This is a genomic window from Propionivibrio sp. (assembly GCF_047602565.1).
GTDB lineage: Bacteria > Pseudomonadota > Gammaproteobacteria > Burkholderiales > Rhodocyclaceae > Propionivibrio.
This window is the reverse complement of sequence record NZ_JASGGX010000001.1, coordinates 4,580,719-4,603,760: the sequence shown is the minus strand read 5'-3', so window position 1 is coordinate 4,603,760 and position 23,042 is coordinate 4,580,719. Positions and strand designations below refer to the sequence as shown.

Annotated in this window: 27 protein-coding genes; 6 read left to right on the top strand and 21 right to left on the bottom strand. The window is 67.0% G+C overall.

Annotated elements, in window-relative coordinates:
• Positions 1-126: 126 nt before the first annotated feature.
• The 4 genes from QM701_RS21775 to QM701_RS21760 form a co-directional block, all read right to left on the bottom strand.
• On the bottom strand, positions 127-585 hold the full coding sequence (locus QM701_RS21775) for a YccF domain-containing protein (RefSeq protein ID WP_415169087.1): 459 nt from the start codon (positions 583-585) through the stop codon (positions 127-129).
• Between the two features lie 60 nt (positions 586-645).
• Complete coding sequence (locus QM701_RS21770; RefSeq protein WP_415169086.1) at positions 646-858, bottom strand: hypothetical protein; 213 nt, start codon at positions 856-858, stop codon at positions 646-648.
• 13 nt (positions 859-871) lie between these two features.
• Positions 872-1,729, bottom strand: coding sequence for an HDOD domain-containing protein (locus QM701_RS21765; protein WP_415169085.1), 858 nt, complete (start codon positions 1,727-1,729; stop codon positions 872-874).
• 168 nt (positions 1,730-1,897) lie between these two features.
• Complete coding sequence (locus QM701_RS21760; protein WP_415169084.1) at positions 1,898-3,097, bottom strand: acetate/propionate family kinase; 1,200 nt, start codon at positions 3,095-3,097, stop codon at positions 1,898-1,900.
• Between the two features lie 571 nt (positions 3,098-3,668).
• On the opposite strand from QM701_RS21760, the gene QM701_RS21755 reads away from it, so the two are divergent.
• Positions 3,669-6,554, top strand: coding sequence for an adenosylcobalamin-dependent ribonucleoside-diphosphate reductase (locus tag QM701_RS21755; protein ID WP_415169083.1), 2,886 nt, complete (start codon positions 3,669-3,671; stop codon positions 6,552-6,554).
• A 103-nt stretch (positions 6,555-6,657) separates the two neighbouring features.
• On the opposite strand, the gene QM701_RS21750 is transcribed toward QM701_RS21755, so the two are convergent.
• From QM701_RS21750 to QM701_RS21725, 6 genes are all read right to left on the bottom strand, one after another.
• A complete protein-coding gene (locus QM701_RS21750; RefSeq protein WP_415169082.1) occupies positions 6,658-7,557 on the bottom strand; it encodes a metal ABC transporter substrate-binding protein in 900 nt (299 codons plus the stop codon).
• 43 nt (positions 7,558-7,600) lie between these two features.
• Positions 7,601-8,344: a metal ABC transporter permease gene (locus QM701_RS21745; protein WP_415169081.1), complete on the bottom strand. Its 744-nt coding sequence runs from the start codon at positions 8,342-8,344 to the stop codon at positions 7,601-7,603.
• A 132-nt stretch (positions 8,345-8,476) separates the two neighbouring features.
• A complete protein-coding gene (locus QM701_RS21740) occupies positions 8,477-9,220 on the bottom strand; it encodes a metal ABC transporter ATP-binding protein (protein ID WP_415169080.1) in 744 nt (247 codons plus the stop codon).
• On the bottom strand, positions 9,217-9,378 hold the full coding sequence (locus QM701_RS21735) for a hypothetical protein (RefSeq protein WP_415169079.1): 162 nt from the start codon (positions 9,376-9,378) through the stop codon (positions 9,217-9,219). Before QM701_RS21735 ends, QM701_RS21740 begins: the two co-directional genes overlap by 4 nt.
• A 116-nt stretch (positions 9,379-9,494) precedes the next feature.
• Positions 9,495-9,800, bottom strand: a complete 306-nt coding sequence (locus QM701_RS21730) for a DUF4387 domain-containing protein (RefSeq protein ID WP_415169078.1) — start codon at positions 9,798-9,800, stop codon at positions 9,495-9,497.
• A complete protein-coding gene (locus QM701_RS21725; protein WP_415169077.1) occupies positions 9,793-11,190 on the bottom strand; it encodes an acyclic terpene utilization AtuA family protein in 1,398 nt (465 codons plus the stop codon). Before QM701_RS21725 ends, QM701_RS21730 begins: the two co-directional genes overlap by 8 nt.
• A gap of 77 nt (positions 11,191-11,267) precedes the next feature.
• Between QM701_RS21725 and QM701_RS21720 the strand changes: the two genes are divergently transcribed.
• Both QM701_RS21720 and QM701_RS21715 read left to right on the top strand, forming a co-directional pair.
• Complete coding sequence (locus QM701_RS21720) at positions 11,268-11,945, top strand: GntR family transcriptional regulator (RefSeq protein WP_415169076.1); 678 nt, start codon at positions 11,268-11,270, stop codon at positions 11,943-11,945.
• Between the two features lie 135 nt (positions 11,946-12,080).
• Positions 12,081-13,493, top strand: a complete 1,413-nt coding sequence (locus QM701_RS21715; protein ID WP_415169075.1) for an exonuclease domain-containing protein — start codon at positions 12,081-12,083, stop codon at positions 13,491-13,493.
• Between the two features lie 13 nt (positions 13,494-13,506).
• On the opposite strand, the gene QM701_RS21710 is transcribed toward QM701_RS21715, so the two are convergent.
• Genes QM701_RS21710 through mltG form a run of 6 tightly spaced genes read right to left on the bottom strand, consistent with a single transcriptional unit; the run spans position 13,507 to position 18,022 of the window.
• On the bottom strand, positions 13,507-14,169 hold the full coding sequence (locus QM701_RS21710; RefSeq protein ID WP_415169074.1) for an ankyrin repeat domain-containing protein: 663 nt from the start codon (positions 14,167-14,169) through the stop codon (positions 13,507-13,509).
• Positions 14,159-14,947 (bottom strand): TatD family hydrolase, encoded by a 789-nt coding sequence (locus QM701_RS21705; protein WP_415169073.1) that lies wholly within the window; start codon positions 14,945-14,947, stop codon positions 14,159-14,161. Before QM701_RS21705 ends, QM701_RS21710 begins: the two co-directional genes overlap by 11 nt.
• 9 nt (positions 14,948-14,956) lie before the next feature.
• On the bottom strand, positions 14,957-15,328 hold the full coding sequence (locus tag QM701_RS21700) for a PilZ domain-containing protein (RefSeq protein ID WP_415169072.1): 372 nt from the start codon (positions 15,326-15,328) through the stop codon (positions 14,957-14,959).
• Positions 15,321-16,376 (bottom strand): DNA polymerase III subunit delta', encoded by a 1,056-nt coding sequence (gene holB, locus QM701_RS21695; RefSeq protein ID WP_415169071.1) that lies wholly within the window; start codon positions 16,374-16,376, stop codon positions 15,321-15,323. The genes QM701_RS21700 and holB overlap by 8 nt, the downstream gene beginning before the upstream one ends.
• Positions 16,373-16,996, bottom strand: coding sequence for a dTMP kinase (tmk, locus tag QM701_RS21690; protein WP_415169070.1), 624 nt, complete (start codon positions 16,994-16,996; stop codon positions 16,373-16,375). Before tmk ends, holB begins: the two co-directional genes overlap by 4 nt.
• Before the next feature lie 18 nt (positions 16,997-17,014).
• Positions 17,015-18,022 carry an endolytic transglycosylase MltG gene (mltG, locus tag QM701_RS21685; protein WP_415169069.1) on the bottom strand — a complete coding sequence of 336 codons (1,008 nt, stop codon included), beginning with the start codon at positions 18,020-18,022 and terminating at the stop codon, positions 17,015-17,017.
• A 131-nt stretch (positions 18,023-18,153) separates the two neighbouring features.
• Between mltG and QM701_RS21680 the strand changes: the two genes are divergently transcribed.
• Positions 18,154-19,179 carry a YgfZ/GcvT domain-containing protein gene (locus QM701_RS21680; RefSeq protein ID WP_415169068.1) on the top strand — a complete coding sequence of 342 codons (1,026 nt, stop codon included), beginning with the start codon at positions 18,154-18,156 and terminating at the stop codon, positions 19,177-19,179.
• A gap of 3 nt (positions 19,180-19,182) precedes the next feature.
• Here QM701_RS21680 and QM701_RS21675 read toward each other — a convergent pair whose 3' ends face one another.
• The 3 genes from QM701_RS21675 to QM701_RS21665 all read right to left on the bottom strand — a co-directional run bounded on the left by QM701_RS21675 (position 19,183) and on the right by QM701_RS21665 (position 20,507).
• Positions 19,183-19,665, bottom strand: a complete 483-nt coding sequence (locus QM701_RS21675; protein ID WP_415169067.1) for a L,D-transpeptidase family protein — start codon at positions 19,663-19,665, stop codon at positions 19,183-19,185.
• Positions 19,662-20,129, bottom strand: coding sequence for a tRNA adenosine(34) deaminase TadA (gene tadA / locus QM701_RS21670; protein WP_415169066.1), 468 nt, complete (start codon positions 20,127-20,129; stop codon positions 19,662-19,664). Before tadA ends, QM701_RS21675 begins: the two co-directional genes overlap by 4 nt.
• Positions 20,130-20,231: 102 nt before the next feature.
• Complete coding sequence (locus QM701_RS21665; protein ID WP_415169065.1) at positions 20,232-20,507, bottom strand: hypothetical protein; 276 nt, start codon at positions 20,505-20,507, stop codon at positions 20,232-20,234.
• 104 nt (positions 20,508-20,611) lie between these two features.
• On the opposite strand from QM701_RS21665, the gene prpB reads away from it, so the two are divergent.
• The gene (gene prpB / locus QM701_RS21660) at positions 20,612-21,502 is read left to right on the top strand and encodes a methylisocitrate lyase (RefSeq protein ID WP_415169064.1); all 891 of its coding nucleotides are present in this window, start codon (positions 20,612-20,614) and stop codon (positions 21,500-21,502) included.
• Positions 21,503-21,556: 54 nt separating this feature from the next.
• A complete protein-coding gene (locus QM701_RS21655; RefSeq protein WP_415169063.1) occupies positions 21,557-22,501 on the top strand; it encodes a LysR family transcriptional regulator in 945 nt (314 codons plus the stop codon).
• 10 nt (positions 22,502-22,511) lie between these two features.
• Here QM701_RS21655 and QM701_RS21650 read toward each other — a convergent pair whose 3' ends face one another.
• Both QM701_RS21650 and QM701_RS21645 read right to left on the bottom strand, forming a co-directional pair.
• Positions 22,512-22,739, bottom strand: coding sequence for a hypothetical protein (locus tag QM701_RS21650; protein WP_415169062.1), 228 nt, complete (start codon positions 22,737-22,739; stop codon positions 22,512-22,514).
• The gene (locus tag QM701_RS21645; protein ID WP_415169061.1) at positions 22,736-23,035 is read right to left on the bottom strand and encodes a helix-turn-helix domain-containing protein; all 300 of its coding nucleotides are present in this window, start codon (positions 23,033-23,035) and stop codon (positions 22,736-22,738) included. Before QM701_RS21645 ends, QM701_RS21650 begins: the two co-directional genes overlap by 4 nt.
• Positions 23,036-23,042: the final 7 nt, after the last annotated feature.

The window sequence follows — 23,042 nt, the reverse complement described above, 5'->3', positions numbered from 1 at the left end:
GGATTGGGGACGAACGGCGAGATTGCCGTCGCCACGGGCGAACGCCGGCTCGGCGGCCGTTACCGGCCGCGCGCGGGTCGTTCTTCTGGAATGCAGTCTCTGCCGGAGATTTCCGGGGCTGGCGCCCTACTCTCTCCTGATCCGCGACAGATCGGCCTGCGCCCTACTGCCGCGGGCCGCCGCGGCCACGTCCTTGGGCACGATGGTCTTGCCGATCGGGGCCAGGGCGATGCCGGCGAGCTTGAGGTGCTGGATGCCGAACGGGATGCCGATGATCGTCACGAAACAGGCGGCCGCCGACATGACGTGCCCGACGGCCAGCCACCAGCCGGCCAGGACGAACCACACGATGTTGCCCAGCACGCCGAGAAATCCCGTCCCGACGTCGCCTTTCCCCGAGAGGTCCTCGCGGTCGACGGCCTCCTTGCCGAACGGGAAGAAGGTGAATTTGCCGATCACGAAGCAGGCCCGGCCCCAGGGAATACCGACGATCGACACGAAAGCCAGCAGACCGGCCAGCCACCAGCCCAGGCCCATGAACACGCCGCCCAGGATGAACCACAGGAAATTGCCGATCGCGCCCATTTGAATCCTTTCTTCATTCCCCGCCTGACGCGCGCCGGGGCGGCACGGCCGGACGGCCTGTCATTTTTCGCTCTCGCCCTTTTCCGCCCGTTCGAGCCGCTCCTGCGAGGTCTGCGCGGCCGCGTCCAGGCCGGCTTTCACCGCGTCGAGCGTCTCTTTTCCCTGCCGCGCCTGCTCGGCCTGCAAGCGGGCGGCGGTGGCCGCCGTGCCGACGCTTTCGGCGCCGCAACCGGCCGCCATGAGCACGGCCATCGCCATCACAAGCGCGCGCACGATCGCCGACCGGTCAGGATTCCAGCGCGACGACGATCGAGTAGATCTCGTCGCCCGAGGCGGCGATGACTTCGGCCACGGTGCTCTGGTCGAGTTCGAACGCCGTGGCGGCGTCGGCGGCGGGGATGGCCCGCGCATCGAGCGCGTCGAAGGGGTCGGGCCGCGGCGACAGCGCCCTGGCGACGAACAGGACGTCGCTCAGGCTTGCCGGCGGCATGGTTTTCCCGTACTCCCGCGACGCCAGGACGGCATCGACCACCGAGCCCGGCAGCTTGAGTTCGCCGAGCACCCGGCGCGTGGCGCGTTCGCCCAGGTCGTTGATCGCTTCCGCGAGCGCCGCCTGGTTTTCCAGCAGTTCGGGGTAGTCGACCGCCTGCGCCAGCAGGTAGAAGCGCCCGAGGTCATGCACGATACCGGCGAACATCGCTTCGTCGGGATTCAACGCGGTCATTTTCTTGGCGATGACGTAGGCCAGGGCGGCGACGTTGACGCTGCGCTCCCACAGGCGGTTGGACAGGTTGCGCGTGCTGCCGTGGCGCTGCGACTGGCGCAGCTGGTTCATGATCAGCACCATCGCCAGCGCCTTGATCGGGTCCATCCCGACGCGCACCACGGCCAGCCGCACGTCGCGGATCACCTGGCTGGTCGGATTCATCGCCACGGAATTGGCGAGCCGGATCACCTTGGCCGACAGGAGCGGCTCGGAGATCACGATCTTGGCCAGCGTCGCCAGGCCGATGTCGGGATTCTCCACCGCCTTCAGCACGCGCCGGCTCGCATCCAGGCTGGTCGGAAAATTGAGTTCTCCCGCCTGCGCGTGGGCGAACGCATCGCGGAATGCCGCTGAGGCGCGGTGGATCGCAGGGCTCACTCTTGACTCCTTCTCGATCGCAAGGTCATTCCACGCATTTTAAACTGATGCGGAAGCCTTTTGCGCCCCATGTCGGCCTCGGCGAGGCGCGCCACCGCCGCGACAAAAAAAGGGCGGCCAGCGCCGCCCTTCCCGCCTCCCCGCCGCGCGGGAAGGATCGCCATGCGCTTACCGCGCGGCGACGATGTCGCGGGTATCGCGCGCGATCACCAGTTCCTCGTTGGTCGGCACGACCAGCACCTTGATCGGCGAATCCGCGGAGGAAATCACCACTTCGGCGCCGCGCGCGTTGTTGGCTTCGGCATTCAGCTTGACGCCCAGCGTGGTCAGCCGCTCGACGACCGACGCCCGGAAGGCGATGTCGTTCTCCCCGATGCCGCCGGTGAACAGGATGGCGTCGACGCGGCCGAGTTCGATGGCATAGGCGCCAATGTACTTGAGCGTGCGGTGGCGCAATACGTCGATGGCCAGCTTGGCACGGGCATTGCCCTCGGCGGCGGCCTTCCACAGATCGCGCATGTCGGAACTCACGCCGGAAACGCCCAGCAGGCCGGATTTCTTGTTCAGCGCGTTGTCGATGTCGGCGAACGACATGTTGACGTTGGCCGCCAGATAGTTCGGGATGCCGGCGTCCACGTCGCCGCAGCGCGTGCCCATGACCAGCCCTTCGAGCGGAGTCATGCCCATGCTGGTGTCGTACGACTTGCCGTTCTTGACCGCGGTGAACGACGAGCCGTTGCCCATGTGGCAGGTGATGCAGTTGAAATCGTCCTTGGCGATGCCGAGAATCTGCGCCGCGCGCTCGGAGACGAAGCGGTGCGACGTGCCGTGGAAGCCGTAGCGGCGCACGTGGTGCTTCTCGTACCACTCGTAGGGCAGCGCGTAAACGTAGGATTCCGGCGGCATGGTGGCGTGGAACGAGGTGTCGAACACGCCGACGTTGGGCACGCCCGGCAGCGCCTTCTGCATGGCTTCGATGCCGGTGATGTTGGGCGGGTTGTGCAGCGGCGCGAGCGGGATGTTCTCCTTGAGCGCGGCGATCACCGCGTCCGTGATCAGCACGGAGCCGGAGAACTTCTCGCCGCCGTGCACCACGCGGTGGCCGATGGCGGCGATGTCCGACAGGGATTTGATGACCCCGCCGCGCGGGTCGATCAGCTTGTTCAGCACCTTCTTGATCGCCGCCTCATGGTCGGCGATGTCGGCCGTTTCCTTGATCTTCTCGCCGTGCGCGGGCTCGTAGGTCAGCACCGAATCCTTCATGCCGATGCGCTCGACCAGGCCGGCCGCCACGCGATGCTCGTTGGACATGTCGAGCAACTGGTACTTGAACGATGAACTGCCGCAATTCAAAACAAAGACGAACATTATTTTTTCCCCTGAAATGACCAGGACAGCGCCTGGAAAAACGTCGCCACCGCACCGACACGATAGGCGAAACACCCCTTCTCGTTGGTAACACCCGCCGCGGCACGGAAGCCGCTCCGGCGCCCCGCCGCGCCCAAGGCGGCGCGCGCCGCCGCCCCGCTGGATAAAAACGACGATGGTAGGCCTCGCCCACGCCGCCGTCGATCATCAAACAGACTTTTTGCGCGTTTATCGCACACCCCTGGGCAGCTATCGCGCGAATCGGCCAGGCGGGACGCCGTGCCCGCCCGCGCTCCGCCCCAACATTTCACATTATGCAATTACGTGATTCAACAGCTTTTTTTGACTCAGCAAAACGTAAAAAACAACTACATATAGCGTTTTTCTTGCATTACACCACTACATATAGTAGCTTTACCCCCTGCCCGATCGTTCCATACCGCATGATATCCGATTGGTTTCGGCCTGGAAACGGATTCGGCGGCAACAGAACTTGTCGGACGATGTCGAATCGACATTGGATGCCGGCCGCAAGCATCACCCTGAACACGCGAACCACGAAAGGCAGACCATGAGCCAGAACACGCAGCAGCTTTCCCTCACCGCGATCGCGGAAGTTCCTGAAATCGCCCCGCTGGCGGGACAGGAGATTTCCACCGAGGTCCTCGTCGAGAAGTACGCCAAGGGGTCCGAGACCAACGTGCATGACGTGCGCCGCCGCATCGCCCGGGCGCTCGCCGCCCACGAGGACGAGAAGCATCGCGCGAAATGGGAGGAGCGTTTTCTCTGGGCGCAGGAAAACGGCTTCGTCCCCGCCGGCCGGATCAATTCCGCCGCCGGCACTACGCTGGCCGCCACGCTGATCAACTGCTTCGTGCAGCCGGTGGGCGACTCCATCGTCGAGATCGTCGACGGCCGGCCGGGCATCTACAGCGCCCTGGCGGAAGCCGCCGAGACCATGCGCCGCGGCGGCGGCGTGGGCTACGACTTCTCCTCGATCCGTCCGCAGGGCGCGCAGGTCAAGGGCACGCAGTCGCGCGCCTCGGGGCCGGTCTCGTACATGCGCGTGTTCGACCGCTCGTGCGAGACGGTCGAATCCGCCGGCGCGCGCCGCGGCGCGCAGATGGGCGTGCTGCGCTGCGACCATCCGGACATCGAGCTGTTCGTGCACGCCAAGGACAGCGGCGACCTGACCAACTTCAACATCTCCATCGCCGTCACCGACAGCTTCATGCAGGCGGTCGACAGCGACACCGACGTCGAGCTCGTCCATCGCGCCGAGCCTAACGCGGACATGAAGCTCGGCGGCGCCTACCAGCGCGACGACGGCGTCTGGGTCTACCGCAAGGTGCGCGCGCGCGACCTGTGGGACCAGGTGATGAAGTCCACCTACGATCACGCCGAGCCGGGCATCCTGTTCCTCGACCGCATGAACAAGGACAACAACCTGTACTACTGCGAAGTCATCGAGGCCACCAATCCCTGCGCCGAACAACCGCTGCCGCCGTACGGCTGCTGCTGCCTCGGCTCGATCAACCTGACGCTGTTCGTGCGCAATCCCTTCTCCAACCGCGCCGAGTTCGACTTCGCCGCCTTCGGCGAGGTGGTCAAGGTCTCCCAGCGCATGCTCGACAACGTCCTCGACGTGACCGCCTGGCCGCTCGAACGCCAGCGTGAGGAGGCGGCCAACAAGCGGCGCGTGGGCCTCGGCTTCACCGGCCTCGGCGACACGCTGTGCATGCTCGGCCTGCGCTACGACCGCCCGGAAGCCACCGCCATGGCCTCCCGCATCTCGGAACAGATGCGCGATACCGCCTACCTGGCCTCGGTTGAACTGGCCAAGGAACGCGGCGCCTTCCCGCTGTTCAACGCCGAGATGTACCTGTCCGGCGGCAACTTCGCCTCGCGCCTGCCGGCCGAGATCAAGGCGGAGATCCGCAAGCACGGCATCCGCAACTCGCACCTGCTCTCGATCGCGCCGACCGGCACCATCTCGCTGGCCTTCGCCGACAACGCCAGCAACGGCATCGAACCGCCCTTCTCCTGGACCTACAGCCGCAAGAAGCGCATGGCCGACGGCACGCTCAAGGAATACGCGGTCGAGGACTACGCCTGGCGCCTGTACAAGCACCTGGGCGGCGACGTCGAGAACCTGCCCGACTATTTCGTGACCGCGCTGGAAATCTCCGCCGAGGCGCACAAGAACATGGTCGCCGCGGTCGCGCCGTACATCGACACCTCGATCTCGAAGACGGTCAACGTGCCCGCCGATTACCCGTACGACGATTTCCAGGATCTCTACATGAGCGCCTGGAAGTCCGGCCTCAAGGGGCTCGCCACCTACCGCCCCAACAGCGTGCTCGGCGCCGTGCTCTCGGTCGAGCCGGCCAAGCAGGCCGAGGAGAAGAAGCAGCCGCAGGACTTCGTCAACGGCGACGCCAATCGCCGGCTGTCGATCAAGAACCTGCCGGCGCCGGTGCTGTCCAGCCTGCGCTGGCCGGGCCGTCCGAACCTGCCCGAAGGCAACATGGCCTGGACCTACATGATCGACCACGGCCAGGGCAAGTTCGCCCTGTTCGTCGGCCACGTCGACCAGGAAGGCCGCTCCTGGCCGTTCGAGGCCTGGGTCAACGGGCCGGCGCAGCCGCGCGGCCTCGGCGCCGTGGCCAAGACCCTGTCGATGGACATGCGCGCCAACGATCACGGCTGGCTCAAGCTCAAGCTCGAATCGCTGGCCAAGACACCGGACGGCGAAGGCTTCGACATGTCCTTCCCGCCGCACGGCGAAAGGAAGCGCATGCCCTCGGTCGTTTCCGCCATGGCCCGCCTGATCGAGTACCGCGTCGAGCAGTTGGGCGCGTTCAACAACGAAGGCCCGACGCCGGTGCTGGACGCGCTGTTCAGCCTGAAGGAGCCGAAGACCGGCACCGACGGCACCCTCTCCTGGACGGTCGACGTGCTCAATCCGGCGACCAGCGAGGATTTCGTCCTCGGGCTCAAGGAAATCATGCTGCCGGACGGCGTCACGCGCCCCTATTCGGTGTGGCTCGCCGGCAACTACCCGCGCGCCCTCGACGGCCTGACCAAGCTGCTCTCGCTCGACATGCGCGTGCTCGACCCCGCCTGGATCGGCATGAAGCTCCGGAAGCTGCTCGATTATCCCGAGCCGCTCGGCGACTTCATGGCCTTCGTGCCCGGCACGCGCCGGCAGCAGACCTACCCGTCGACCGTGGCCTACATCGCCAGTCTGATCATCCACCGCTACGCGATGCTCGGTATCCTCGACGAGAACGGTTTCCCGCTGCAGCAGATGGGCATCCTCGAGGCGCCGGCCAGCAAGACCGCGCCCAAGCCCACCGCCGGCAAGCTATGCAGCGAATGCGGCAACCACACCATGATCCGCAAGGACGGCTGCGACTTCTGCACCGCCTGCGGCGCGGTCGGCACCTGCGGCTGAGGCGTCTCCGCCGGCCAAGGACGCCGCTGTCGCCCTGGAAAAACGCCGAGGCGCGTGTCGATTGCCCGACACGCGCCTCGGCTTTGCGTAGCCGGCTGACCGGTCAGTTGGCGCGCAGTCCCGCGAGAATCTGCTGCACGTTGTAGCGCATCATGGTCAGGTAATCGGCGGCGGGGCCGTCCTTCGCCGACAAGGCATCGGCATAAAGCTTGCCGGCGGGCGAGACTCCCGCATCGCGGGCCAGCTGGGCGAGGAGTTTCGGGTTGCTCATGTTCTCCATGAAGACGGCCTTGATCTTGTCGCGCTTGATCTGCTTGATCAGCCGCGCAACCTCCTTGGCGCTCGGTTCGCTTTCGGTATTTACGCCCTGCGGCGCCAGGAATTGCACGCCGTAACGCGCCGCGTGATAGCCGAAAGCATCGTGCGAGGTGATCAGGCGGCGCTTTTCCGCCGGAATGCTTTGATACTGTTCCCGGGCCCAGGCATCCAGCGCGTCGAGCTGCGCGGCGTACGCCGTGCCGTTGGACTGGTATTCGGCGGCATGTTCCGGGTCCAGCTCGCTCAGCCCGCGGGCGATGTTGCGCACGTAGATCTTGACGTTGCTCGGGTCCTGCCAGGCATGCGGATCGGTCACCGTCCGCCCGGGATGGTCCTCGTCCTCCATTTTCCGCGCCCGCACGCCCTCCGCCGCGACGATGGTCGTGCCCTTGAAGCCCGCCGAGCGCTGCAACCTGTTCAGCCATCCCTCGAAACCCAGGCCATTGACGACGAAAACGCGGGCCTGGGCCACCGCCTTGACGTCCGACGGACGCGGCTCGAAGACATGCGCGTCCTGGTCCGGCCCCACCAGGGTGGTGACGGAAACGCGGTCGCCGCCGACCACGGCAACCAGATCCCCGAGGATGCTGAAGCTCGCCACGACGGGAATCCGATCGGCGGCCCAGGCGCCGGTCGCCTGGCACAGGAACAGGCCGCACAGGATAGTACGGAAAACCTTTTTCATTTCACGCTCCTTTCGTTGAAGATCAGCCGCCGCCCGTAACCCCTCAGGCCTTGAGGTGGCGGAAACGGATGACGCGCCACAGCCAGCCCGACGGGGCGACAACCAGCGAGACGAGGTACAGCAATCCCGCGCACACGATGATCGTCGGCCCGGACGGGAGATTCACGTGATAGGACACCAGCAGCCCCGCGAAGCCGGCCGCCATCGCCAATACGCCGCTCACCACGAACTGGCCGGCCAACCGGGGATGCCACAAGCGCGCCGAGACCGCCGGCAGCATCATCAAGCCGACGGCCATCAGCGTGCCCAGCGTCTGGAAGGCGGCAACCAGGTTGAGCGCGACCAGCATCAGATAAAGCTGCTGGTAAACCCCGCGGTGGCCGCCGTTGGCGGTCAGGAATCCCGGATCGAAGCTTTCCAGCAGAAACCCCCGGTACAAGGCCGCCAGCGCCAGGAGCGAGAAGCTCGACGTCGAGACGACCAGCAAAAGCCCTTCCTGGTCCACCGCCAGCACGTTGCCGAACAGGATGTGCAGCAGATCGATCTGCGTACCCTGGAGGGAAATCACCAGCACGCCGAGCGCCAGGGCGATCAGATAAAACGCGGTCAGGCTGGCGTCTTCCTTCAACCCGAAGTGCTGGCTGACCCAGCCGGCCAGGCCGACGACCACCAGTCCCGCGATCAGGCCGCCGATGCTCATCGCGGGCAGCGACAAGCCGTACAGCATGAAGCCGATGGCGACGCCCGGCAGGACCGCATGGCTCAGCGCATCGCCGAAGAGGCTCATCCGGCGCAGGGTCGAACAGCACGCCCAGCGGCGCGCCGCTGACCGCCAGGGCGATCACCGACACGAGCGAGCGCCGCATGAATGCGTTATCGCCGAACGGTTCGCCCAGCAGAAAAAGGATGTCCGGAAAAGTCATGCGGCGTCCTCGACATCGCACACGTCCGCCGTCTCATCCCACGCCTCGTTGGCAATGCGCGCCCGCGCGGGAGGAGTCCGCCGGAGCACTTCCGCCGTCTCGCCCCAGGCCACCACATGGCGCGCGAGCACCAGGGTCCGCGGAAAATAGGCGCGCACCAGCTCGTTGTCGTGGAGCACCGCCAGAACCGTGCGACCCTCGCCGTGCCAGCCTTGTACCACTTTCATCAGGTCGTGGGTGGTGTGTTCGTCCACGGCATTGAACGGCTCGTCGAGCAGCAGCAGCGACGCATCCTGCATCAGCATCCGCGCGAAGAGCACGCGCTGGAACTGGCCCGACGAAAGCGAGGCGAGCGAGCGGTCGCCAAAGCCGGACAAACCGACGGTCGCCATCGCGGCGTGGGCGCGCTCCTGGGCCTGGCCGCCGATCTGCCGCCAGAACGAACTGCGGCGCCAGTCGCCCATGAGCACGCAGTCCATGACCGTGATCGGGAAGGCGCGGTCAACCTCCGTCTGCTGCGGCAGATAGGCGATCCGCGCCCGCGGCTCGCCGAAGCGGATCGTGCCGGATTCCACCGGCACCAGACCGACGATGCTCTTCAGCAAGGTGCTTTTTCCCGCGCCGTTTGCCCCGACGACGGCCGTCAGCGAACCTGCCGCGAAACTGCCACTGACGTGATGCAGGGCAGGATGCCGGTCATAGCTCACCGTCAGGTTCAGCAATTCGATCGTGGCCGTCAAAACCAGCCTCCTTGCGCCCACAAGACGCCCAGCCAGAGCGCGAGGCAAAGCGGCAGCACCCACAGGATTCGCGTCCAGAACGACAGCGCATAGACGCTGCGGCCGGCGCGCGCCGCCGGCGAATGGCCATGACGATGAGTGGCGGATGGTTCGAGCAAGACGCTCCCTCCAGGAAAACGAGGGGTCCATTGAACCAGAAACGGGGCATAGATGCAACAAAGTTGCATCTATGCCCTAAATGTCGCCTCCGCTGGAGCGGCCGCGCGGAATCGTCTTACAGCGTCACGTCGAGCAAACGCACGAACTGCTGCCCGCCGTGCATGTCGCGCTCCATCACTCCGCCCTGGGCGCGGGCGCGCGGGTAGGAAATCTTCACCACGCACAGATTCGGCACCGGAAAGAACTTTATCTGCTCCGGATCGGCGCCATACAGCGCCCCGATCGCGGCGGGCTGCAGGGCCGGCGACGTGCTGTAGCGGTCAAAGGACGCGCGATCCGGGAACCACAGGTCCAGCGTGATCCAGAACGGTCCCGCGTTCTTGGATCGCACGTGCCGGCAAACCTCGCTCACCTTAGGCATGAACGTTCTCCTTGGCGTAAAGAAACACGGTACGAACCAATTCCATGGGGTCATCCACATGTACGACGTGGTTCAGCTTGAACTCGTACACCCGCCCGCGCTCCATTTCCGCGGGAGAAAACGGGAAGGCGTAACTCGGCAATTCCTGGCAGGGATTGAGCGGCAGATGGAACAGCCAGGGATTGCAGGTCTTGGCGATCTGGGTGGCGATTTCCTGCGTCGCCGCGGTGGCGACGAACAGCAGCCCCACTTCGCGCGGCGCGGCGGTCCGCGCATCGGGCTGCTCGCCGGATACCGCGTTCCAGCCGTAGGCGCGCAGGGAAACATCGAATTCCCCGGCCCGCTCGCCCATGTTCTGACGGACCCGCGCCGTCAGCACGTCGTGCATCTGCGCCATGAAACGGTCGAGGTTGGCCAGCACCTCGCGGTCCTGGATGCCGACCAGCATGATCGTCTGGTAGCCGCATCCGCTCGCGCCTTCGAGCTTCATCGTGTAGGGCTGCGCGACGAGCTGCGAGCCGGTGACGCGCACGATGCGCTCGTCAACGGCGGAATAAGTGGACTGCGTCACGTCCAGGATGCAGCCGGGTTCCTGCAGCAGGAAGGGATCGCTGTTCTCGTACAGCATGTGGGCGGCGATGGTTTCGACCGTGCACTGATTGCCGGGTCCCAGCGGCTCGACCGTGAAATCGTCCCGGCCGACCCGGATCATCACCCCGCCCTCGCGCGGATGCGTGGTGCACAAGGAACCGCATTCCGCGATCTTGCCCGCGTGCCAGGCCAGGCCCTCCCCAGCGCCGCGCATCAGCGGCACCGCGGCGAGCACCGCGGAATCCGTCGAGCGTCCGCCGAGCACAATGTCGGCGCCGGCTTCCAGGGCGGCGACATACGGCTCCGGCCCCATCAACGCGACGATGTGGTCACAGGTTTCGAACAGCGCCGGATCGCTGTCCCGCATCGGCGGCAGCGGGCTGATCCTGCCCTCCCGGGCCTTTTTCGCCATGAGTTCGGGCGCCTGCTCGGAGTAGAGCAAGGCGATGCGCGGATGCAGGCCATGTTCCCGCGCGATTTCCAGCGCGATGTCCCGCGTCCATTCGAGCGCCTGGTCGCAACCCGACGTGCCGCAGGAACCGATGAGCAAGGGAATGCCGGCTTGCGCCTGGGCGCGCATGAGGATGGACAGATCGTGCTTGATCGAATCCCGCGAATACTTCGCCTTGCCGGTAGCGAGGTAGGCCGGGCCGCTGTCGGTCGAGCCCGCGTCGCAGGCGATGGCATGCGCCTCGCCCACGCGCGCGAAGACGTCGCTTTCCTTGACGCCGAGCCCCAGCGCCCCGACAGGCACCAGGATGTTGATGGGGGAAAAGGATGCAGGAGGAGAAGAAGGCATGACTTATCCTTGTGTATACGATGCTTATTATTGTCTACAATTTAGAAGTTTCGTCAACTACGTGCTAAAGTCCCTGCATGACGATCGACAAACCCCTCCCGTCCTCCGGCGTGATGATCGACGACACCGTCGCCCGGCTCGAAGAGCTGATCATGCGCGGCGAACTGCAGCCGGGCGACCGGCTGCCCGAGCAGCAATTGGCCGATACGCTCGGCGTCAGCCGGGGACCGCTGCGCGAAGCCATTCGCACGCTCGAAGGACGGCGCCTGCTCGAACGCACGCCGCACGCCGGCGTGCGCGTGGTTCAGCTGTCGCTCGACGACCTCGAACAACTGCTGGCCATGCGCGAAGCGCTCGAAGGCATGGCGTGCCGGCAGGCGGCCGAACAGATGACCGTCCATGAAATCCGCGGCCTGCGCGAGACGGCCGCGCGCATCGAGCGGCTGATCGACGAAGGTCCCCAACCCATGTTCTCGGGCCAGCTGGACAGTGACTTCCACCTGCAGATCGCCATCGGCAGCCGCAACCAATGGATCAGGCGCCTGCTGTGCGAAGACCTGTATTCGCTGCTGCGCCTGTATCGCCTGCATGCGGTGCGGCAACCCGACAACATCGCCCTGGTCACGGCCCGGGAACACCACGCGATCATCGACTGCATCCACGCGCGCGACCCCGACGGTGCCGAACGGGCAATGCGCGAGCACGTGCGCCACAGCCGGGACCGGCTGCTCGCCCAGATCCGGGCGCAAGGCTGAAACGAGGCGCCCCGCCGCCCCGGCGGCAACGGAACGATTCGGGCGCCCCGGGCAACGGCGTAGAATGGAGCCGATCGCAAACCGGACGACGGGCGGCAGCAGGCGCCCGTTATCTTTTTCCGCCGACAGGAACCGATGAGCACTTTCCCCGCGCACGACGCCCTGGTCTTCGTAGACCTGGAAACCACCGGCGCCAATTTCGCCAACGACCGGATCATCGAAATCGGCCTCATCGAAGTCGACCGCGACGGCGTGCGCGCATGGAGCACGCTGGTCGATCCCGGCAGGCCCGTACCGCCCTTCATCACCGGCTTGACGGGCATCGACACGGCGATGGTCGCATCGGCGCCGACCTTCGCCCAGGTGGCGCCGGCCCTGGTGGAGAAGCTGCGGGGCCGCCTGTTCGTCGCCCACAACGCCCGCTTCGACTACGGTTTCCTCAAGCACGAATTCAGGCGCGCCGGCGTCGATTTCCGCACCACCAGCCTGTGCACCGTCAAGCTCTCGCGCGCGCTCTTTCCCGGGCATCGCCGGCACAACCTCGACACGCTGGTCGAGCGTTACGGCGTCGCCATCCCGGCCGGCGAGCGGCACCGCGCGCTGGGCGACGCGCGCGTGCTGTGGGACCTCTGGCGGCACTGGCACACGCTGCTGCCGGGAGAAACGATCCGCGACGCGGTGGAACGGATCACCGGCCGCCCCGAACTGCCGCCGCAGCTCGATCCGGCGCTGCTCGACGACCTGCCCGAAGCGCCCGGCGCCTACGCCGTGTTCGGCCAGGACGGCGCGCTGCTGACCGCCAAGCGGGCGGCCAACCTCCGCCAGCAGGTCTTCGCGCATTTCGCGCCGGCCAGGCGCGATTCGGCGCTCGTGCGCGATGCGTGGCGGATCGAATGGCGCGAAGCGGCCGGCGAGTTCGGCGCCCGCCTGCGCGAGCTCGAACTGAACGCGGCGCGGCGCCGGCCGCCGGAAGAGCTGTATTCCTGGCGCCTCGTCCGCCACGGCGACGGTGATTTCCGTCCGGAGCTGGTGCATGCCGGCGAGATCGACTTCGCCCGCACGGACGACCTGTTCGGCCTGTACCACGGCCGGCGCGAGGCCATCCAGGCCTTGCGCAAGCTGGCGGAGGTGCACCGCCTGTGCCACCACTTCACCGGCCTGGGCAACGGCCGCGCCGGAGAAGCCTGCGTCGCCTACCGGCAGCGCGGCTGCCGCGGCGCCTGCGTCGGCAAGGAGCCGGTCTCGCTGCACAGCGCCCGGCTGATGGCCGCGCTGGCCAAGCACCGGATACGCCCGTGGCCCTACCCCGGCCCGATCGCCTTGGTCGAGCGCGACGAGTTCGGCATGCGCGAGGACGCGCACGTGATCAACGACTGGGGGTATCTCGGCACGGCCAGCGACGAAACGACGCTCCGCGCGCTGTTCGAGGAAGGCGCCGGGAGAGGGACTGCGGACGGTTCGCCGTGCTTCGATCCGGACATCTACCGGATCGTCGTCAAATGCCTGCAGGAAGGCCGTCTGAGGGTGGTCAGCCCGCCCCTGTCGTAAGCCGTCGCGCGGACTATTTCGACAGGTCGATGGTGACCGATTTGCCGGAGCGCCCGCCGGCCGCGCGCAGGATATCCTCGATGTCGGTGTTCTTGCCCTTCAGCGCCCAGTCGACGGCCGTCTCGTCGTTGTCGTTGACGATCGTCGGATCGGCCTGATGCTTCAGCAGCGCCCGAACCGTTTCGATATGCCCGAAGCGCGCGGCGAAGAACAGCGCGGTCGACCCGTTCTCGGTTTTCGCGTCAACGTCCGCGCCCCGCTTGATCAGGTACTCGACGATCTCGGTATGGCCGTTGTACGCCGCATACGCGAGCGGCGGCCAGCCGAAGAAATTCACTTCGGCGCCGGCATCGACCAGCCGCTGCACGTAGCGGGCGCGCCCCAGGTAGGCCGCGATGCTCAACGCCGTCTCGCCGTTCCGGTTGCGCAGGTTGACCCGCGCCTTCCGCTGCATCAGGTAATCGAACAGTTCCGGCAGGTCGCGCTGGATCGACTGGGTGAGCAGCGTGTTGCCCTGCCGGTTGACGGTATTCACGTCCACCCCGCGGTTGATCAGGGCGATCGCCGCGCCCGTATCGCCGCGGATGATCGCCTCCTCCATGTCCTCGTACGCGCCGGCGAACACCGAAGCGGAGAGAACGAGCGCGCAGAGCAACGCGAAGAATCTACTTTTCATGGGAAAAACTCGCTTGGGCCAGGGGGAACAGGCGGAAAAAGTTGTCCGTCGTGGCAGCCGCCACCGCTTCGACCGGCAGCCCGCGCAAGGCGGCGATCTCCTCGGCGACATGTTTGACGTAGGCCGGCTGGTTGAGCTTGCCGCGGAACGGCACCGGCGCCAGGTACGGGGAATCGGTCTCCACCAGCAGGCGGTCGAGCGGCACCCGGCGGGCGACGTCCTTCACCGCCTGCGCGTTCTTGAAGGTGACGATCCCGGAAATGGAAATGTGGAAGCCGAGATCCAGCGCCCGCTGCGCCACGTCCCAGGTTTCGGTGAAGCAATGCAGGACGCCGCCGGCCTCGCCGGCGTTTTCCTCTTCCAGCACGCGCAGGGTGTCCGCCGTGGCGTCCCGGTTGTGCACCACGAGCGGCTTGCCGGCCTCCCGCGCCGCCCGGATGTGCGCGCGGAAACGCTCCCGCTGCCATTCCGGCGCGTCCTTGTGCCAGTAGTAATCGAGCCCGGTCTCCCCGATGCCGACGACTTTCGGATGCGCCGCCAGCCGGACGAGTTCCTCGACCGTCGCCTCCCGCACCCCGGTATTCTCGGGATGCACGCCGACCGTCGCGAAGACGTGCGCGTGCACCTCGGCCAGCACCGCGATGCGCGGGAAATCCTCCAGCGTCACGCCGATGCACACCGCGCATCCGACGCCGTTGCGCCGCATCGCCGCGAACACCTCGGGGAGATTGCCCGCCAGCTCCGGCAGGTCCAGATGGCAGTGGGAATCGACCAGCATCGGCCCTGCCTACATGGTGTGCGTCGGGCGGCTCGACTGCATCACGCCGCCGAGCAGGCCCTCGATCTTGCGCTTGGCCTCGATGCCGCTTTCGTCGCTCTTGAAATGCACGCCGATGCCCTGCGCCTTGCTGTTCTGCGCACCCGGCGGCGTGATCCAGACCACGGTGCCGGCGATCGGCAGCTTGGTCGGATCGTCCATCAGGGCGAGCAGCATAAACACTTCGTCGCCGATGCCGTAGCTGCGCGTGGTCGGAATGAAAATCCCGCCATGCTTGAGGAAAGGCATGTACGCTGCGTACAGCGCCGACTTCGAGTTGATGTTCAGCGACAGCACGCTGGGGCGCGGCGTAACGGGCTTGTGTTCGGTAGATTCAGCCATGACCGTCTCGGACAGGTTCGAACAGCGCCGCGTAGTTCAGGAAAAAATCCTCTAGAAACAGGCGGCTGTTCAAGGGTTGTTCGCATTGCAGCCGGTATTGTAACGCTTTCCGGGCAAATGCCAGCAGCGTAGGCAGCTCGGCGCGCCCGGCCAGATCCTTGAGCGAGTCGGCCTGCGCCAGGAAATAGCGCGGCGCCTGCCCGGCGCGCAGCAGGATCAGGTCGACGAACCATTTCTGCCCCCATTCGACCACGCGCTTCAACGGCGCCGGGCGCTTCTCCGCCTTCACCGCCCGATCCAGCGCCGCCGCCGCGGCCAGCGGATCGATGCGGCCGCCTTTCGCCAGCTCCGCCACCAGCGCGTCGAGCAGCACGCGCTCGTCGCCTGTCCCCAGTTCGGCGGCCAGCAGCGGCGAACCGCCGGCCAGCGCCAGCCAGCGGGCGGCGTCCTTGACGCCCGCCGTGGCCAGCCACGCCTGCGCACGGGACGGTTCCGGCAGCGGCACGGGCAATTGCTGGCACCGGCTGCGGATCGTCGGCAGTAAGCGTTCCGGCTCATTGGAAATCAATAAAAACAACGTATCTACAGCAGGTTCTTCAAGTGACTTGAGAAGAGAATTGGCGGTCGCCCGATTCATCGCCTCGGCCGGATGCAGCAGCACGACGCGCACGCCGTGGCGATGCGTTCCGACGTGCAGGAAGTCGTCCAGCGCGCGCACCTGGTCGATGGTGATCTGCTGGCTCGGTTTCTTCTTGCCGCCGGACTCGCGGCCCTCGCCGCCTTCACCGTCGTCCTCGGCCAGCGCCTCCGGCTGGACCTGCCTGAAATCCGGATGGTTGCCCTGCGCCATCCAGCCGCATGCCAGACACGCACCGCAGGCCGCCCGCGACGGCAGCGGGTTCTCGCACAGCAGCGACTCGGCGAAAGCGCGCGCCAGAGCGAACTTGCCGATGCCGCGCTGGCCGCTCAGGAGCAGCGCGTGCGGCAGCCGCTCGCGCCGCTCGACGAGCTGCCTCCAGGTTTTTTCGTGCAACTCGTAAATGTTCATAAACAATGTGTTAAAACAGTCTCTTCAACTATTTTCTTGATTTCTTCCCGGGCCTGCCCGGCATTCACGACACAGATCCGCTGCGGCGCCGACGCGGCGCGTTCGAGGTAGGCCTGCCGCACGCGCTCGTGGAAGTCGGCGCGTTCCTGCTCGAACTTGTCCAGCTCGCGCCCCTGCCTGGCGATGCGTTCGCCGGCGACGTCCGGCGGCAGGTCGAACAGGAAGGTCAGATCGGGCTGCAGATGCCCATGCACCCACTGCTCCAGAACGGCGAACTTGGCCTTGTCCAGCCCGCGCCCGCCGCCCTGGTAGGCATAGGTCGCGTCGCTGAAGCGGTCGCAGACCACCCAGGCGCCACGCGCCAGCGCCGGCTCGATGACCTGCGCCAGATGCTCGCGCCGCGCGGCGAACATCAGCAACGCCTCGGTCTCCAAGTGCATCGCCTCGTGCAGCAGCAGTTCGCGCAGTTTTTCGCCGAGCGGCGTGCCGCCCGGCTCGCGCGTCGACACCACGTCCAGCCCTCGCGCGCGCAGCAGATCGACCACCGTGGCGATGTGCGTGCTCTTGCCGGCGCCGTCGATGCCTTCGAAGGTGATGAATTTTCCCTTGCTTGCCGACACTCGTTTTCCTCCGGCCGTTCAGCGCGCGTTCCGCTGGTAGCGGTTGACCGCCTGGTTGTGTTCTTCGAGCGAATGGGAGAAATGGCTGCTCCCGTCGCCGCGCGCCACGAAGTAGAGCGCTTTGCTCGGTGCCGGACGCAGCACGGCCTGCAGGGACGCCAGCCCGGGCATGGCGATCGGCGTCGGCGGCAGGCCGGCACGCACGTAGGTATTGTAGGGCGTGTCGGCGGCGAGGTCGCGCTTGCGCAGATTGCCGTCGAAGCGCTCGCCGAGGCCGTAGATCACCGTCGGATCGGACTGCAGCAGCATGCCCTGCCGGAGCCGGTTCTGGAACACCGCGGCGACGAGCGGCCGGTCCGCTTCGCGGCCCGTTTCCTTTTCCACGATCGACGCCAGGATCAGTGCCTGGTAGGGGGTGGACAGCGCCAGCTGCGGCGAGCGCTGCGCCCATTCGCGTTCCAGGTGGCGGCGCATGGCGCGGTGCGCGCGGGCCAGGATGTCGAGGTCGCTGCTGCGCTTGGAGAACAGGTAGGTGTCGGGAAAGAACCAGCCTTCCGGCACGGCCTCGCCTTCGCCCTGCGCGCCGATCCGGCGCATGACCTCGGCGTCGGGCAGGTCCCGGCCGTCGTGCTGCACGTCGGGATGGGCGTTGAGGCGTTCGCGCATCTGGCGGAAGGTCCAGCCTTCGATGAACACGATTTCGGCCTGCGTGACGTCGCCGCGCGTCAGCTTGTGCAGGAGATCGAGCAGCGTGGTGCCCCGGCCGATCTCGTAGCTGCCGGCCTTGATCGACCCCTCGACCCGCAGCAGCTTGCCCAGCACCACCAGCATCCACGGCTCGAAATCGATGCCGGCGGCGGCGATGTCCCGCGCCGCCGCGCGCATCCCGCTGCCGGGCGCCACGTCGAACTCGACGCGCTCCGCGGCGAGGTGCAGCGGCGACGCCACGCGCCAGCAGAACCATCCGCCGGCCGCCAGGGCCAGCAGCAGTCCGGCCAGCAACGTCCTTTTCACCAATCGAATCATCGTCGCCGGCTCTGTATCGGGGGTGGATTTCGGGGAGGCGATATAATAGCCGAATCCCCATCGACTGAACCGGAGCGGCCCTTTCCTGGTCGTAGCGGGCAGTCCGGCCGCAACCACGCGAGGAAACCACGATGAATGCCGACTGGCAAGAGTATCTCGGCGCCCAGGGCGCCCGCATCGACGACGGCAAGGTCAGCGATTTCGGCAATCCCGCCGGCGAACTCGCGGCGGCGCGCGAGGCGACCGTGATCGTGCCGCTGACGCACCTCGGGCTGATCGAATGCGCCGGCGACGACGCCCGGGCCTTCCTGCACAATCAGTTGACCAGCGACGTCAATCATCTCGCGGCGGGCAGCGCCCAGTACGCCGCGTGGTGCTCGCCCAAGGGCCGGATGCTGGCGAATTTTTTGCTTTTCCGCCGCGACGCGGCCTACCTCGCGCTGCTTGCGGCCGACCAGCGGGAATTCATCCAGAAACGCCTGCAGGTTTACGTGCTGCGCTCGCAGGTGAAGATCAGCGACCGCTCGGCCGACCACGCGCTCATCGGCGTGTCCGGCCCGCAGGCCGCCGCCGCGCTGCAAAACGCCGGCCTGCCGGTGCCGGACGCCGCGCTGGCCACGGCCGGGTTCGCCGACGGCGCGGTCGTCCGCCTGGACGACGCGCGCTATCTCGTCGCCGTCGCCGTCGGCGCGGCCGCCGGGACCTGGCAGCGGCTCGCCGCCGTCGCCGCCCCGGCCGGCGCGCCGGCCTGGCAATGGCTCGACGTGGCGGCGGGCATTCCGTGGATCGTCGAGGCCACCCGCGAAGCCTTCGTGCCGCAGATGGCGAACCTCGACCGGATCGGCGGCGTCAGTTTCCACAAGGGCTGCTATCCCGGCCAAGAAGTCGTGGCGCGCACCCAGTACCTGGGCAAGGTCAAGCGCCACCTCTACCGCGCGCGCGCCGCCGCGCCGCTCGCGGCCGGCATGCCGGTATTTTCCCCCGAGGCGCCGGACCAGCCGTGCGGCCAGATCGCCAACGCCGCCGCGGCGCCCGGCGGCGGCTACGACGCGCTCGCGGTGCTCCTCGAGGACGCGGTCGGCCAGGGCGAACTGCGCGCGGTCCCGGCCGAGGGCGGCGGCATCGGCTTGACCGGCCTCACGCCCGTCGGCGAGTGAAGATCACTCCTCGCTGATTTCCACCGGCGTATAGACCGGCACGAGGTCGAACAGCTCGATGAGGTCGCGGTTGCGCATGCGCAGGCAGCCGTGCGATCCGGGCCGGCCCATCGGCTCGGTATCGGGCGTGCCGTGGATGTAGATGAAGCGCCGCATGGTATCGACTTCGCCCAGCCGGTTGAAGCCGGGCTCGCACCCCGAAAGCCAGAGAATGCGGGTCAGCATCCAGTCGCGTCCGGGATGTTGTGCCGCCAGTTCGGGCGAATGGATTTCCCCGGTCGGACGCCGCGCCACGAAGACCGCGCCCAGCGGTTGCCCGGCGCCGATCTTGGCGCGGATCAGGTGTTTCCCGCGCGGTGTGCAAAAGCTCCCGTTCCGCTCCCCCGCGCCCCGCGCCGCCGTGGACACGGGATACGAACGCAGCGCCCGGCCCGCGTCGTCGCACACGGTCAGCCGCTGCCGGGCCAGGGAAACGAGGATCTTCACGCGTCGACCGTCTTCCTGCCCCGGCGTGCCGCGAAGAAATCCGACAGCACCTGGCCGCACTCCTCGGCCAGCACCCCGCCGACGACTTCCGTGTGGTGATTGAGCCGCTCGACCGCGAACAGGTCGACCACGCTGCCATGCACGCCGGTCTTCGGGTCGCGGGCGCCGTACACCACGCGGGCGAGGCGGGCGTGCAGGATCGCCCCGGCGCACATGGCGCACGGCTCCAGCGTCACGAACAGCTCGCAGCCCGGCAGGCGGTAGTTTTCCAGGTTGCGCGCCGCGTCGCGCAAGGCGGCGATTTCGGCGTGGGCGGTCGGGTCCGAGGCGCCGATCGGCGAATTGAAGCCGCGCCCGACGATCTTTCCTTCACAGACGACCACGGCGCCCACCGGCACCTCGCCGAGGCACTCGGCGGAACGCGCCAGGGAAAGCGCCTCGCGCATGAAAAACTCGTCATTCATCCACAATCCGATCGAAAATCCGTGGGAAACCGCGCCGGCGGCGCGCATCGCGGCCGCGTCGGGCATCGCGCCACCCGGCCAGCCACGGCCGGACCTCTACGGTCACTCGGGGAAAACGTCGGCGGCGGCGTCTTTCCGTCCGCCCGGCTTGCGGCCGCGCGAAGGCGCCGGCAGATCGCACGACAGGCGGCAGCTGGTGCCCTCGATTTTCTTGCCGTCGATAAAGCGCGTAACATGGCAGCAAATGACGTCGCCCGAAGCCGAGAGTTGCTCGACCAGCGTTTTCAGTTGCGGCAACGGGATGCGCAACGCGGCCGACATGTCCACGTCGAGCTGTTCGCCGTTGGCTTTCAGATAATCGAGAATGCTGGCGTTCATCCGTCTTCCTAGACCCGCGCAATGGGGACGAAGTTTGCACCCAAATTTTTCCGATAGCAATTTTCACCGAATTCCGGCCACATGCCCGCCAAGGAGAAGCCCTGATGCCTCACGCTAGCCCCGGAAAAGCCCTGCGCCTCGCCGTCGCCCAGGAAACGCCGCTGCAGATGCCCGGCGCCATCAACGCCAACCACGCCCTGCTCGCCAAACAGGCGGGATTCCGCGCCATCTACCTGTCCGGCGGCGGCGTCGCCGCCGGTTCGCTCGGGCTGCCCGACCTGGGCATTTCCACGCTCGACGACGTGGCCACCGACGTGCGGCGGATCACCGACGTCTGCGACCTGCCGCTGCTGGTGGACGTCGATACCGGCTTCGGTCCGTCGGCGTTCAACGTCGCCCGCACCACCAGGACGCTGATCAAGCTGGGCGCCGCCGGCATGCACATCGAGGACCAGGTCGGCGCCAAGCGCTGCGGCCACCGTCCGAACAAGGAAATCGTCAGCAGGGACGAAATGGTCGACCGCATCAAGGCCGCGGTCGACGCGCGCACCGACCCGGATTTCGTGATCATGGCCCGCACCGACGCGCTCGCCGTCGAAGGGCTGGAGGCGGCGCTGGAACGCGCCGTGGCCTGCGTCGAGGCCGGCGCCGACATGATTTTCCCGGAGGCGATGACCGAACTGGGCATGTACGGGAAATTCGTGGACGCGGTCAAGGTGCCGGTGCTGGCCAACATCACCGAGTTCGGCTCGACGCCGCTGTTCACGGTCGAGCAGCTGGCCTCGGTCGGCGTGTCCATCGCGCTTTATCCGCTGTCGGCCTTCCGCGCCGCCAACAAGGCCGCCGCCAATGTTTACGGCGCGCTGCGCCGCGACGGCACGCAGCGGACGGTCATCGACACTATGCAGACGCGCGCCGAACTCTATGAAAGCATCGGCTACCATGCGTTCGAGCAGCGGCTGGACGCCGTGTTCGGGCGCCAGGGCAAGGCCTGATTCCGCCGCCTCCGCCATGCGCCGCGCCGACGAGCCGTACCGGGACATCCCGCGATGATCGATCTCAATCTGATGGCCATCTTCGCCCAGGTCGTCGAGTCGGGCAGCTTTTCCGCGGCGGCGAGGCGGCTCGAAATCTCGCGTTCGGCGGTCAGCAAATCCGTCGCCAAGCTGGAGAAGTCGCTTGGCGCGCGCCTCGTCCAGCGGACCACCCGGCACGTCAGCCTGACCGAGATCGGCGCGCTAGTCGCGGACCATTGCAGCCGCATGCTGCAGGAAGCCGCGCAGGCTGAAACGCTGGTCGCCAGCCTCAACCTGCAGCCGCGCGGCACCTTGCGGGTGGCGTCGTCGGTGGCCTTCGGCACGCTGCATCTGGCGCCCGCGCTGGCCGATTTCCTGGCGCGCCATCCCGACCTGGTGATCGACCTGACGATCACCGACCGCTGGATCGACCTCGCCGAGGAAGGCATCGACGTCGCCATCCGCGTTACCGGCGAACCGCCGGTGCAGTGGGTCGCGCGCAAGCTCGCCCCGGTCCGGCGGCGGCTGTGCGCCACGCCGGGCTACTTCGCCAAGCATGGCATCCCGACGCATCCGCAGGATCTCGCGGCGCACAACTGCCTGCACTACACGCACGCCGAGGACCAGGGGCGCTGGCGTTTCAACGGCCCCGACGGGGCGATCTCGGTGCCCGTGCGCGGCAGCCTGCACGTCAACGACGACGAGGCGCTGTCGCAGGCGGTCCTCGGCGGCCTGGGCATCGGCATCCTGCCGACCTTCATCATCGGCAAGGACCTGCAGAACGGCACCCTGATGGACGTGCTGTCCGACTACATTCCGGTCGAATCGCACGTGTACGCCATGTATCTGCCGACGCGGCACCTGCCGGCCAAGATCCGGGTCTTCATCGACCATTTCCTGGCGCTCATCGGGGACGAGCCTTACTGGGATCGCGGCCTGGACGAGCCGCGCCGCCCGCCGCCCGCCCCCAGCCGGTGACGCCCCGCCGCTACGCGGGCTGCGGCACGTCGTAGGACGACAGGATGTAGATCGTCGGGCGGCCCTTCTGGCGCAGACGATGGATCTTGCCCTCGCGGCACAGCTCCTTGAGGGCGTTCAGGAACCAGGCGTTGGCGGCATCGACGCCGCACTTCGCCGCCAGGCGCTTCCTGCACAGGCAGGAACTCTCGTACAGCTCGCGAAGAATCGACCGCTTGAAAACACGTGCCTCGATCATGTACCTCCTCCTTCGCCGACAGGAAGCCGATCCGCTTCGGCTTCGCTTGACTTCCGGGTATTGATCTTGCGCCCGATCGTGGTGCGTCCGATACCGAGCAAGCCAGCCGCCCTGGCGTGGCAACCGCCGGCCGTCGCCAGGGCGCGCTCGATCAGCGTGGCTTCGAAGACTTGCAGAAGCGTTTGGAAAACCTTGTCCGTCCGGCCGACCATGAGCCGGTCCGCTTCCTCAGCCAGCAGGCGGCTCCAGGCGTGCCGCCGGGGCCGCAGCAGATAGCACGTGCGTTCCTTGTCCATGTCGCTC